This is a genomic window from Pedobacter sp. GW456-11-11-14-TSB4, from assembly GCF_059424425.1.
Genome location: NZ_JBWKZK010000001.1, coordinates 1,130,192 through 1,143,795, shown reverse-complemented (window position 1 = coordinate 1,143,795; position 13,604 = coordinate 1,130,192). Strand labels below are relative to the sequence as shown.

General features: G+C 34.3%; 9 protein-coding genes. 6 read left to right on the top strand and 3 right to left on the bottom strand.

The genetic code is table 11. The annotated features are described in order from the left end of the window. Positions 1-2 precede the first annotated feature (2 nt). Together AC07XU_RS05110 and AC07XU_RS05105 are read right to left on the bottom strand one after the other, a co-directional pair. Positions 3-791 (bottom strand): alpha/beta hydrolase, encoded by a 789-nt coding sequence (locus AC07XU_RS05110; RefSeq protein WP_494942540.1) that lies wholly within the window; start codon positions 789-791, stop codon positions 3-5. Positions 792-1,020: 229 nt separating this feature from the next. Continuing rightward, complete coding sequence (locus AC07XU_RS05105; RefSeq protein ID WP_494942539.1) at positions 1,021-2,355, bottom strand: D-alanyl-D-alanine carboxypeptidase/D-alanyl-D-alanine-endopeptidase; 1,335 nt, start codon at positions 2,353-2,355, stop codon at positions 1,021-1,023. Positions 2,356-2,406: 51 nt separating this feature from the next. On the opposite strand from AC07XU_RS05105, the gene AC07XU_RS05100 reads away from it, so the two are divergent. The 5 genes from AC07XU_RS05100 to AC07XU_RS05080 all read left to right on the top strand — a co-directional run bounded on the left by AC07XU_RS05100 (position 2,407) and on the right by AC07XU_RS05080 (position 8,494). Continuing rightward, the gene (locus AC07XU_RS05100; RefSeq protein ID WP_494942538.1) at positions 2,407-3,660 is read left to right on the top strand and encodes an aspartyl protease family protein; all 1,254 of its coding nucleotides are present in this window, start codon (positions 2,407-2,409) and stop codon (positions 3,658-3,660) included. A gap of 101 nt (positions 3,661-3,761) precedes the next feature. After that, entirely contained in the window at positions 3,762-6,263 is a 2,502-nt protein-coding gene (locus AC07XU_RS05095) for a zinc-dependent metalloprotease (RefSeq protein ID WP_494942537.1), read from the top strand. 58 nt (positions 6,264-6,321) lie between these two features. Continuing rightward, entirely contained in the window at positions 6,322-7,188 is an 867-nt protein-coding gene (locus AC07XU_RS05090; RefSeq protein WP_494942536.1) for a phosphodiester glycosidase family protein, read from the top strand. A 37-nt stretch (positions 7,189-7,225) separates the two neighbouring features. Further along, positions 7,226-8,206: a hypothetical protein gene (locus tag AC07XU_RS05085; RefSeq protein WP_494942535.1), complete on the top strand. Its 981-nt coding sequence runs from the start codon at positions 7,226-7,228 to the stop codon at positions 8,204-8,206. 96 nt (positions 8,207-8,302) lie between these two features. Further along, positions 8,303-8,494: a cold-shock protein gene (locus AC07XU_RS05080; RefSeq protein ID WP_090993574.1), complete on the top strand. Its 192-nt coding sequence runs from the start codon at positions 8,303-8,305 to the stop codon at positions 8,492-8,494. A gap of 65 nt (positions 8,495-8,559) precedes the next feature. On the opposite strand, the gene AC07XU_RS05075 is transcribed toward AC07XU_RS05080, so the two are convergent. Then, on the bottom strand, positions 8,560-10,077 hold the full coding sequence (locus AC07XU_RS05075) for a glycerophosphodiester phosphodiesterase family protein (protein WP_494942534.1): 1,518 nt from the start codon (positions 10,075-10,077) through the stop codon (positions 8,560-8,562). A 151-nt stretch (positions 10,078-10,228) separates the two neighbouring features. Here AC07XU_RS05075 and AC07XU_RS05070 point away from each other — a divergent pair, with 151 nt between their 5' ends. Then, a complete protein-coding gene (locus AC07XU_RS05070; protein WP_494942533.1) occupies positions 10,229-13,546 on the top strand; it encodes a DUF4175 family protein in 3,318 nt (1,105 codons plus the stop codon). The last annotated feature ends 58 nt before the right edge of the window (positions 13,547-13,604 follow it).

The following is a 13,604-nucleotide window of genomic DNA, read 5'->3' as shown; positions in this document are numbered from 1 at the left end:
GGTTAATTAATTTGGTTCTTAAAATAGTTGAATTGTTGTCTTATAGATTTAGTCCAATAGGCTTTATTATGAGCTCCGGGTTGAGAAATGTAGGTCGCTTTTAATTTTAATTCATCTGATTTTTTCTTCAAATCGTTATTGTAAGCGTAAAAGAAATCTTCAGAACCGCAATCGAAAATGAATGGTTTATTGGTGTTTTGCAATTTATAAATGTTAGGTACAACAGAATATTCATCCCAAATTTTATCTTCATCACTTGGATTTCCGAGCAAAGCACTTAAACCATATTTAGCAGAAAAATCTCTTAGCATTACGCCACCACTTGTACTGCCTGCACTTGTAAATAATTCGGGTTTTTTGATAAATAAATGGAGTGCTCCATGACCGCCCATGCTTAAGCCTGAAATAAAAATATACTTATCATCAACTTTATATTTTGCTTTAATATCTGGATAAAGCTCATCGAAGAAAAAATTTTCGTATTGAGAGTCTTTTTTAACCGGACTGTTCAGGTACCAACTATCAAATAATCCATCCGGACAAACAATGATAAAACCATACTCATCTGCATATTTTTGTGCATCCATTATATTGTTCCATTGTTTATAGTTACCGCTATAACCATGCAAAAGAAAAATAACCGGTAGTTTTTGAGCCTGATTATAATTTTTAGGTTTAAAAACCCAAGTAGTATCTGGTTTAGCCAAATTTTTGCTTTGATAAATCAGGTTGTCTTGAGCTAAAAGCGAAGTACTAATCAAAAAGAAAAGAGTAACAATAGAAAATTTCATAACGGTTAAAACCTGCAATTTTTTAAATTAAAAATTTCGTAATATCTAAATTGCGTAAAAAATCCTAAAACGTTGAATTTTTTTGCGGTTATTTATTTAAACCCCGCAAAAAACCGCAAATATTTGCAAATTCATTTTTAAATCATCCACTCTTAGCGATTAGAACAACTATTTATTCTTGTAAATAATTAATTACAAAGCAGTTAAATCAGTTCAGAAAAGAATTTTTTTAAAAATTATCGTGAATAGAGGTCATGATGCGAACCATTTCATTTCTTACGTCTGCAGTAGGCAAAACGTAATTGTTGTTCATAAAAGAGAAGATAAGTGTTTTGCCCTTTTTTGTTTTTACAAATCCGCTTTGGTTATGTACACCACTTAGCGTACCTGTTTTGCCATAAACGAAGGGCTCGTTTGTTTTAGGGTAGGCATTTCTAAGCGTTCCGGTTTTTCCGCCGGCCGGCATCATTTCAAAAAGTTTAGCTTCGTTGTTAACTTCAGCATAAATCAATTCCAGCAGTTTTACCATGTCTCTTGGTGTAAATAAATTTCCTCTCGATAAGCCAGAGCCATCAACCCACCTAGGTTTATCCGGCAAAGCCGATAAATAAGTAGTATTAATATGATTAATAACCTTGGCTGTGTTTAGTTCTTCTCCCAACATATTGGCATAAACCAATAAGAGATGCTCTGCCATAAAATTATCGCTTGGCAACATCATATACTTAAATAAAGTATCGCTTTTAACATTGTAAATTGTTTTTGCGTTAGGCGGCATCTTCATATCTACAATATCAATAAACTTGTTAAGTGTATCAACCAAGAGATTTACAGTAGTTGGCACACTAACTTTATAAGGCACTTCCTGATCGTAATTTGCAGGAATTGTTACACCATTATAGACGAATTTATTGGTGTTAAAATCTCGTGTGACGTTAAAATTTTTTGCTTTAGATGTACTATCTTTTACAAAACACGAGGCAAATGTTTGTGGTAAAACATTCATGTTGCCTGCAGTTTTTGCTGAAATTAAAACTACATTATCAAACAGTGGCAGTTCATTTATTTCTGGTTGATAGTAAGCATTGTAATCATCCCATTGCCAACCGTTTCCGTAAAAATCTCCAGTATATCTACCTGGAGCAAAAAACAGCTTTTTTGAGGATGCCTTTAAAAAATCAAATGCTTTTGTTCCTTTTAGCTGCGTGTGCAAAAATGATGGATCGCCGGTTCCCCAAAAAATAAGTGAATCTCCTTTTTCTATGTATCTTAATGAAGGAATAGAATCTGGCGCCATTTTTAAGCCTGCAAAAAATGTAAATAGCTTTGTGTTAGATGCTGGCGTGTAATACTTATCTGCATCTTTTTGAAAGATCATTTCTTTTTTTTCCATATCAAAAAGCGCAAAGCCAACTTGATATTGAGCTGTTATAGCCGATTGTTTAAACTCTTTTCCTACTTTTTTTGCTATTTGCCTATTAGTGCTACAAGAGCTAAATAAAATCACTGAAACTAACAACAAATAGCTAATTTGGGGTATCTTAGAAAATTGGCAGTTTTTCATTTACGAGCTTTGATCTATAAAATGTGAGCCCTAATTTATTAATTTAGTTTTATGAAATGTTGTAACAGCCAAATAAAAGCACTCTTTCTGATTTTAATTGTTACAGTTGTAATCTTTTTAACTTGCTCCTTTAACTATTTATTTGCGCAAAGTTTCTATTTCGAAAACAAAATAAAAAAAGACGCCATCTACTTCACCAAGGTTAAAAATTTAATTATTATTCCAATATTCATAAATCAAAAAGGACCATACAATTTTTTGCTTGACACAGGAGTAGACCCATTAATTATTACAGATACCCTATTAAGTAAAGAGCTTAATTATCAAAATACCAGGCCAATTAAAATTAATGGACTTGGCTCTAACGCAGAAATTGATGCCCTTTTTACCTCAGATACCTTTGTAAGAATTAATAAAGCTTCGATGGATTTTGTTCCTACAGTGATTTTAAAAAATGACATTTTCAACCTTGATGGTTACTTAGGAATGAAAATATCTGGATTAATTGGGTTCCATTTCTTTAATAGCTTTGTAGTAAAGGTTAATTACGAAACTAATCGATTAAGCTACTCACTCCCAAATCTTAACCAAAAAATAAAAGGAACAAAGGTTGATATTGAAATTTTGGATCATAAACCATATATCAACACTGTTTTAAAAACAGAACAACTAAAAGAAATTCCAGTAAAACTCATTGTAGATTGTGGTGCAGGCCATTCATTGTCTTTAGAAACCTATAAATCAGCACAATTCCCATTACCTACAATTAGTATACCTGGCAATCTAGGTATAGGCCTTGCCGGAGAAATAAGTGGTAACGTTGGCAGAATATCGAGTTTAACAATAGGTAATTATGAAATTAAAAATGTAGTTGCAAATTTTCCAGACTTTAATGATGTTGCCGCTAAAACCAACCAGAAAGATAGAAATGGAAACATTGGATCGGGAATATTGAAAAGATTTCATATTACTTATGATTATGGCAACAAGGCTATTTATTTCAAAAAAAACTCATCCTTTGACAATAAATTTGAGCATGATATGACGGGAATTGAGCTTTTTGTAACATCAGATTTAACACAAAGATTATTAGTGAGCAGAATTGAGCCCGGCTCACCTGCAGAATTGGCTGGCGTAAAAACAAATGATGAAATAATCAGTATCAACTTCAAAAAAATTGACAATTATACTTTAGAAGAAATCAACAACTTGTTTAAAAATTCTGATGGACAAACAGTGGTTTTGGAGCTTTACCGCAAAGATGGATTTACAGTAAAGTTACTTAAGCTAAAAAGAAGGATTTAATAAAATTTTTCAATTTTCGTAACATTTCCTTTACGCTTACCAAATAACCGTAACTCAGCTATACTTTTATGGCTCTAACACCAAATTAACTAACAAATATTATGATTAGAACTCAAAAACTGTTAACCGTAGCTGGTTTGACTGTTTTATGCGCAATGGCAACAACGCAATCAATAGCGCAAAAAAAATCAGACAAGAACAAAAAAACAACTCCAGCTACTGCGGCTGCAACTCCACCACCAGCAGCGGCAAAAAAAGAAGGCATTAAGCCTTACTCAGAAATTATTACCAATAAAGCAAAAAGTAAAAAAGGCTTATTTAACACTCACAAGGTGGATGATAAATGGTACTTTGAAATTCCAGATTCAGTTTTAAATCGCGAAATGCTTGTGGTAACACGCTTAGCTAAAGTACCCGCAGGCGTAAAAGTTGGTAACCAACAATATGGCGGTGAGCAATTAAACGAGCAAGTTTGGCAATGGGAACGTCGCGGAAAACAAGTTTTTATCCGTGTACCAAGCTATTCTATTAAAGCAGATAAAGGTACAGACATGTATGAGTCTGTTAAAAATTCAAACTTATCTAGCATTTTAGCTTCATTTGATATTAAGGCTTATAACAAAGATACCACTGGTATTGTAATTGATGTAACCGATTTTTATAATGGTGATATTATGGCTATTGGCGCAACTGATGCCTTAAGAAAAGCTTATAAAACCACCGCTTATGATGCTACTAGATCTTATTTAGATACCATTAAAACATTCCCGATTAATATTGAAGTGGTTACTGCTAAAACATATCGCTCAGCGGAATCTCCAATTGATAATTCGATTGGTGCAATTACTTTCGAATTTAATACATCAATGTTATTGTTGCCAAAAACACCTGTTAAGGCCCGTTTAATGGATGCTAGAGTTGGTTATTTCGGACAAGCACAAACAGATTTTGGTACCGATGCTCAAAAAGCAGAAAGAACGGCCTATATTCATAGATGGAATTTAGTACCAAAAGATACCGCGGCCTACATGCGTGGTGAATTGGTAGATCCGGTTAAGCCGATCACAATTTACATTGATCCGGCAACGCCGAAAAAATGGGTGCCTTATTTAATTGCAGGAATTAACGATTGGCAAGTAGCTTTTCATGCAGCTGGTTTTAAAAATGCAATTGTTGGTAAAGAAGCTCCAACTCCTCAGCAAGATCCAGAATTTAGCGTAGATGATTCTCGCTATTCTGTTGTGCGTTATTTCGCTTCTGACATTCCTAATGCATACGGCCCTCATGTTTCTGACCCTCGTACTGGCCAAATTTTAGAGACACATATTGGTTGGTACCACAATGTGATGAATTTATTGAGAAACTGGTTCTTTGTACAAACCGCAGCAATAAACCCAGAAGCTCGTAAAGCTAAATTTAGCGATAACCAAATGGGAGAATTAATACGTTTTGTATCATCTCATGAAATTGGACATACTTTAGGTTTGCCACATAACTTCGGTTCGAGCTATGCTTATCCGGTAGATTCTTTACGTTCTAAATCATTTACAGATAAATATGCAACAGCTCCATCAATTATGGATTATGCTCGTTTCAACTACGTAGCTCAGCCAGGAGATAACGTTACAAAAATGTTCCCTAGCATTGGTGAATACGATAAGTGGGCAGTAAAATGGGGCTATTCTTGGTTCCCTGGTAACTTAACTGCTCAACAAGAAAAAGCAAAATTAGATGCTTGGGTTAAAGAAAAAGCAGGTAATCCGTTATATTTTTATGGCCGCCAAGGTAACCAATATGACCCTCGCGACCAAAGTGAAGATTTAGGTGACAATGCAATGAAAGCAAGTACTTATGGTATTGCTAACTTAAAACGCATTTTACCAAACATCGAAAAATGGACATACGAACAAGGAAAAGATTTTAGCAATTTAAGTGAGCTTTACAGCGAAGTTATCGGTCAATTTAACAGATACATGGGTCACGTAACTTTTAACATTGGTGGATTAAGCGAAAACTTTAAAACTTATGATCAAAATGGTGCTGTATACAAATATGTTTCAGAAGCTACACAAAAAGAGGCTGTTGCATTTTTAAATAAGCAATTATTTACAACACCGCTATGGTTAATGAATAGCGAGCAATTAAATAAATTTGATAACGGTTCGTTATTAACGAGAATTAAATCTGTTCAAACTGGTACAATCAACAACATTTTCACATCATCAAGATTGATGAGAATGTTAGATAATGAAACCAAAAATGGTGCTACAGCTTACACAATTCCAGAATTATTTACGGATGTAAGAGGAACTATATTTGCGGCAACTAGACCAGATGCATTTAAACGCAACTTACAAAGAGGATATATTGATAGATTAGGTAGTTTAATGGTTGATGCACCTGCACCAACAGGTTTGCCTCCTGGTTTCAATTTCACTCCAATTAATGTTGGCGTTACTGACATTAGACCATTAGTTAGAGCAGAGCTAAAAACATTAGTGGCAACTTCAAAAGCTCGTGCTGCGGCGGGCGATGCAATGACTAAAGCACATTATGAAGATTTAGCAGTTAGAATTAATGACATTCTAGATCCAAAAAAATAATTTAAAATTAATACCGAGCCCGCTCTAAAAATAGAGCGGGCTTTTTTATGTTTGTAATATGTTAAAAAGAATCATCTTCCTAAGTTTGTTTGCCTCAAGTAGCGTTGTTTACGCTCAAAATTCTGATTCGCTTGCTGTTGTAAATGCCAAATGGCAAAAGCAAAAAATTGCGGCAAAGACAAAATTGATCACTCATCATTTTAATGAAAAAAATCTTTTTATGGCTAATCAGCATATTGCTTATGTTGAAATTAAAAGAAAAGGCAATGCCCCATTATTTGCTTTAGGAGCTTATGAAAAAGTATTAAAAGCAACCGAAACCTTTGGAAAAGAGCTAACCGCAATTGCAGCAATAAATGGTACTTTTTTCGATATTAAAAACGGAGGATCAGTTGACTACATCAAGGTAAATGGAAATGTGGTTAATGAAAATAAATTAGATAAAAATAACAAAAGAGCTAGGCACCAACAAGCTGCTGTTGTTATAGAAAACGGCTCCCTTACCATTAAAAAATGGGATGGCACTAGCAATTGGGAACAAAAATTAACTGAAAAAGATGTGATGAATAGCGGTCCGTTATTAATTTACAACCAGCAATTGGAAGAATTAGATACTACCGCATTTAGCAAGTTACGCCATCCCCGTAGCGCCGTTGGGGTAAAAGCTGATGGTAAAGTGATTTTATTAACCGTTGATGGCAGGCAAGAAAATTCTGCCGGAATGAGTTTACCAGAACTAACCAAATTAATGAAGTGGTTAGGTTGTGTAAGCGCTATCAATTTAGATGGTGGCGGTTCAACAACTTTATGGGTTTCATCAGCGCCAGAAAATGGAGTGGTAAACTATCCATCAGATAATAAAAAATGGGACCACCAAGGCACAAGAAAAGTTGCGAATGTTATCATCTTAAAAAAGAAACAATAATATATTTGCCGCTGTTTATTTTAAACAACCATAAAGTATGAAGCTAAAGCAATATCAAATTTTCTTTTTCATTATAATGCTGTTTAGCTTTGTTGCTTGTAAATCTGAACCAAAAAAGGAGCAAAAAAAACCAAAATCTGCCTTAGAAAAAGCAGAAGATTTGCCCGCAAACAACCTTCAATTTAAGGATGTAAATGGTATTCGTTTTTTTGAGGTTAAACGCAGGTTTAAAAATGGCCTTTCTTTTAACGACGATGGTTTTCAGCAAGAGCCAACTTGGGTAATTGAGTTTAAAGCTCCTGATACAATGTTGGCCTACAGCCCCGAAATTAAAGGTATGGAATCGTTCTATCTTCATCACGATCATGGTAGGATTTACAATTTTGCTAGAGAATTTTTTAGGGTTAGGATTATCTCAAAAGACAGTTTGATTTTACAACGTGTACAGGTAGATGCTATGCGTATTGCCGGAGATGAAGATCCTCGCTCTGATGTTTATTCAACTTATTACAGCAAAAACCATATCGACAAGTTAAATACAACTATTGGCGAATTACAAAAACCTACCAAAAGAGATACTGCATTTATTAAAGCATTAAACGCTAAAAGCGATAAAGATCCTGGCAATCCAAAAACAGCTTATCCCGCTAGGCAACCTGTAGTTTTTACCCCAAACAGCAAAAATGTAAGCGTTAAAAAAGTAAGTACAGTAGATGATTTGAATAACAGGAAATCTGCCGTTGATTATTTTTACCCCCACTACGAAATTGTAATAAACAAAGCCTATAAGGATTTTTCTTACAGCTTTTCTGTAGTAGTTGATGCTAAGGGAAAAATGTATGTGACCAAAGGTTATGAATATGTGCTTGAAGAATATAGAGAACAGCGTAAAAAGCTGTTACAAGGCATAGCCGATACGTATTTAAGCAATCTATTTTATGTTACGCCTGGTAAAACACTAAACATACCACACTCTAGCGAAATTAGCCTTAGAGTGATTGGAAAAACCGGAAAATAATTAGGTTAAAATAGCCATTTATCAAAAAATGAGGGATTTGCATTTATTAAATATTAATTATGTACCTTGCAGCCTTAATTATTAATATACAATACAATGCAAGAAGGAACAGTAAAATTTTTTAATGTAACTAAAGGTTTCGGATTTATCATCCCTGCAAACGGCGATAGCGAAATTTTTGTACATTCAACAGGCCTTATCGATGAAATTCGTGAAAACGACAAAGTTGAATACGATGTTGAAAGCGGTAAAAAAGGCTTGAATGCCGTTAATGTGAAAGTAATCTAATTATTATCATATTTTACCAAAAAGTCTTCCGATCAATCGGAAGACTTTTTTGGTTTTATACCTTTTTATTTCTGGAAAACCCTTACATAATCCACCTTCATTGTTGCCGGAAAAATGGTGTCATCAATCCCCTCTTTTCCGCCCCAATTACCGCCAACAGCTAAGTTTAATAGCAGGTGAAAATTTTGGTCAAATGGCCATTCATCAATTCCTTTTTTGCTATTGTTAAAAGTGAAATACTTTTTATCATCCATATAAATGTCAATTCTATCTTCAAACCACTCTAAAGCATACACATGAAATTGATCATAATGAGTTTCAGATTTAATCTGTTTGCCAACCTGAGTGCCAATAGTATGATTAAATGATTTGGTATGAACTGTGCCGTGAATGGTGTCGGCATCGAAACCTACATGCTCCATTACGTCAATTTCGCCACTTCTAGGCCAGCTTCCATATTTCCAATCTGTTGGTAACATCCAAATAGCAGGCCATAATCCTCTTCCTTTGGGCAGCATTGCTCTCACTTCTAATCTTCCATATTTCCAATCGAACTTATTTTTGCTTGCTATCCTTGCAGATGTGTAGTTGTTGTTTTCTTTATCCGCTTTGCGAGCAATAATATTTAAAACGCCTTTTTCTACTTTAGCATTTAACGTATCTGCTTGAGTGTAAAATTGTTTTTCGTTATTACCCCAACCTTTTCCGCCAACATCGTAAATCCAATTTTTTGGGCTAGGCAATCCATTTACACTAAATTCATCTGCCCATTTCAGTTTCCATCCTTTTGCAATGGTAGATTTTTTAATTAAATCAAAAACCAACTCTGGTTCATTTGTAGTGATGTAATCAACTTCGTTTGCAATTAAATAATCTATTTCAGTTGGCAAATTAGCCGTCCAGCCGTTAATAGAAATGCCTAACTTTTTAAACCTTTCTATATAATCAGGATTTTGTTGATACACAGAAAAATGATAATCAACTCCAGTAAAACCATCGGCTTTCATCTTTTCTGGAACCACGTTTCCTGTTAAATACGCAACCTTAGCATTTGGCTCATTTTTAATCAGGTAAGTACAAATATCATAACCAAAACTAATGTACTCTATCCATTGCTGAGCCTTGTATTTTCTAACCAATTGCAAGGCCTTCTCTGTTAAAACCTGATCTCTTTCTTTACCCAAATTTTGAGGCTTAATCTCCAATATCAACTTTGTTTTTTTCTGCTTTAGCCCAGTTTTAATAAACTCTTCTAAAGTGGGGATCGATTCTCCGTTAGCTAATTTCTTTGCCAACAATTGCTGGTAAGTAGATTTTGAGATGTTCATCCCCAAAAAAGTAGCATCGTGGTTTACAACTACAACACTATCAGCTGTTAAATGAACATCGAACTCAGAGCCATAACAGTTCAATTCAAATGCATGTTTAAGCGAGGCGATAGAATTTTCGGGTAACTTTTGCATCTTCCACGCTCCTCTATGTGCAATTACTTGATTTTTATGCCAAGTTGTAATCTGTTTTTGTGCCATTAAAATGGTGTTGCTAAAGAATACCAATAAAAAAGCTATTGTTATTTGTTTCATAAATGTGGTTTGAAAAATAAAAGTAAGATTTTGAAACAGAATTTATATTGATTTATTGTTAACTTATCGAAGTTTAAATAAAAACCTTTTAATACTTGAAGCTTTGCATATTTAACCACACAATTTTTACCTTTATATGCGTTAACTTAACATGGGTAGCAACTACGACCTTTTAATTGCCAAGATTAATGAATTTACGCAGAAGTTTTACCTTAATAAACTTTTGCGTGGAAGCATTTATGCTGCGGCAACTATTTTAGGTTTGTATCTGGTTTTGTTTGTTGTAATTTATTATACCTACCCTAGTGTTACCACTAAAACTTTGTTGTTTTTTGCCTTTCTGTTAATTTCAATAACGGCAATCGCTTTTTGGATAGTTAAACCAGCACTATCTTACTTTAAACTGGGTAAAACCATAAGTGTTGAGCAAGCTTCGGTGCTTATTGGCAATCATTTTTTTAATGTAAAAGATAGGTTGCTTAACACACTTCAATTAAAAGCATTGGCTGATGTTTCTCCGCAAAATAGCGCTTTAATTTTAGCAGGAATAGACCAAAAGATTGGAGATTTAAGACCAATTCCTTTCTCGAACGCCATCAATTTAAAAGAGAATAAAAAACACATCAAGTACATATTATTTCCATTAGCCATCATATTGCTGATTGGCTTAATTGCGCCTACCATTTTAAAAGAAGGCACCAATAGTTTTATTAAATACAACGAAGAAATTTTACCAAAAGCCCCATTTCAGTTTAAAGTTTTAAATAAAAATTTAACTGTAACGCAGGGCGATGATTTAACCTTGAATTTAGCCTTAACTGGCGATGAGTTTCCACAAGATATTTATATAGAAGATGGTGCAAATAGCTACAAATTAGAGAAAGAAAATATCAGTCGTTTTACCTATACATTTAAAAACATCCAAAAAAATAAATCATTACGTTTTATTGGTGGTGGCTTTAATTCTGCAACATTTCTGGTTGATGTAAAACCTCGTCCATCATTGTTAAACATTACAGCAAAAGTTATTTACCCTGGTTATTTAAACAGAAAAAATGAAGTTATAAATAATGTGGGCGATTTATTAATCCCGGAAGGAACTAAAATAACTTGGGAGTTTAAAACCGAAAATAGCGAGAGCCTTGCCTTTATTCTTCAAAACCAGACCCACAATTTACAAGTAGAAAATGATGTGGCTAGTTTTACATCAACCCTAAAAAACAATAGCAACTACAGGGTTGTACCTAAAAATAGTGCGGTAAGCAATAGAGATTCCTTAACCCATCAAATAGCGGTAATTAAGGATCAGTTTCCAAGTATAAGTGTTGTAGAAACCGCGGACTCTTTGAGCGCAAAGGCTTTATATTTTTCTGGAAGCATAGCTGATGATTATGGCTTTTCTTCTTTAAAATTTAAATACAATATTAAACAAGATGGTAAGCTGATTGCGCAGCAAAGCACAAATATCACCATCAAAAATAATGTGGTAGAAAATTCGTTTTTTCACCTCTGGAATTTAAACGAACTGAGCATTAAGCCTGGGCAGGTTGTAGAATATTTTTTCGAAGTAGCAGATAACGATGGTGTAAATGGGGCAAAAGTAGCTCGTTCTGAAGTTAAAACTTATCAGGTACCAACACAACAACAATTAGCCGAAAAATTAGCCGAAGGCAGCGAAGCTTTAAAGAAAAAGATGGACGCTACCATAAAACTGGCTCAAAAAATTGAAAAGGACAGCAAGAAACTAACGCAAGATTTGCTTGATAAGAAGCAACTTACTTTCGAGGACAAAAAACAAATTGAGCAACTTTTAGAAAAGCAGAAAGAATTAGAAAACGCAGTAAAAGACATTAAGGACCAAAACAATAAAAACAACCTCCAAAAGCAAGAGAACAATACCTTAAACGATGAGTTGAAGGAAAAACAAAAGCAAATTGATGATTTGTTTAATAACGTTTTGGATGAAAAAACTAAAGACTTATTAAAAAAACTGCAGCAATTGATGGAGCAGAATAATAAGGATTTAACAAAAGAAGAATTGTCTAAAATGCAAATGGACAATAAAACCTTAAAAAATGAACTCGACCGAATTTTGGAGCTTTACAAACAGTTAGAGTTTGAGCAAAACCTGCAGAATAAAATAGATCGTTTAGAAGAAATGGCTAAGCAACAGCAAGAGCTAAGCAAACAAAGTAAAGACAAAAATGCAGCTTTAAACGATATTAAAAACAAACAAGATCAACTCAATAAGGATTTTAAGGATCTGCAAAAAGAATTGGCTAAGCTTGAAGAAAAGAATGAACAATTAGAAAAGCCTAACGACTTTAAAAATCCGGAGGAAGAAAGTAAGGAAATTGAAAAAAACCAGCAAGAAAGTAAAGAAGAGCTAAATAAAAACGATAAACAAAAAGCTGCCCAAAAACAGCAAAAAGCAGGTGAGCAAATGCAGCAGCTTGCTCAAAAAATGAAACAGAACCAACAGCAAGGTGAAGAAGAAGAATCTAAAACCAACGCCGAGGAGTTGCGTAGGTTATTGGAGAACTTGTTGAGCACCTCTTTTGAGCAAGAGAAAGTGATGTTGGCTTTACGCAGAATGGCCAATAACGACCCTGCTTATGTACCGAACGTGCAACAGCAAAACACCATAAAAGACAATATGAAAACCATTGCCGATAGTTTGTTTTCATTGAGTAAACGAGTACCGCAAATAGAAAGTACGGTTAATGCAGAAGTAGAAAAAATCAACTTTAACATTAACAAAGCGATTGATTTTTTGGGCGATAGAAGAACTGCAGAGGCTAACCGTTCGCAACAATTTGCCATGACATCATTAAACAATTTAGCCTTAATGATGAATGAAGCTTTAGAGCAAATGCAAAACGCACAAAAAAATGCCAAAGCTGGCAAAGGTAAAAAGGGCAAGCAAAGCATGAAAGACTTACAGCAAATGCAAGAACAGCTTAATCAGCGGATGCAAAATGCTAGAGATAAAATGCAAAAGGAAGGCAATATGGGCACTGTACCCAAAGGACAAATGAGCCAAGAATTTGCTAAAATGGCTCAACAACAGCAAATGATTAGAGAGGCTTTGCAAAAAATCAATTCTCAAGAGAATAAAGATGGAAAAGGTTCAATGGGTAACCTAAATCAATTGGCCGAAGAAATGAAAAAAACGGAAAATGATTTGGTAAACAAACGCATTAACGATGAAGTTTTGAACCGCCAAAAAGATTTAAATACCAAGTTACTTGATGCAGATAAAGCACAACGTGAGCAAGATGAAGATTCGAAAAGAGAAAGTAATGCTGCTAAAGAGTTTCCACCATCTTACAAACAGTTGTTTGAGAAATTTAAAAAAGAACAACAGAGCGAAAGCGAGTTGATACAGAAGTTGCCGCCTAGTTTAAATTATTACTACAAAAACAAAATTGCCGAATATTTTAAATTGCTAAATTCGCCAAATAAATAACTCATTGTCATTCCGAACTTGTGAGGAATCTCTTTTTAAAGATTCTTCGCTGCGCTCT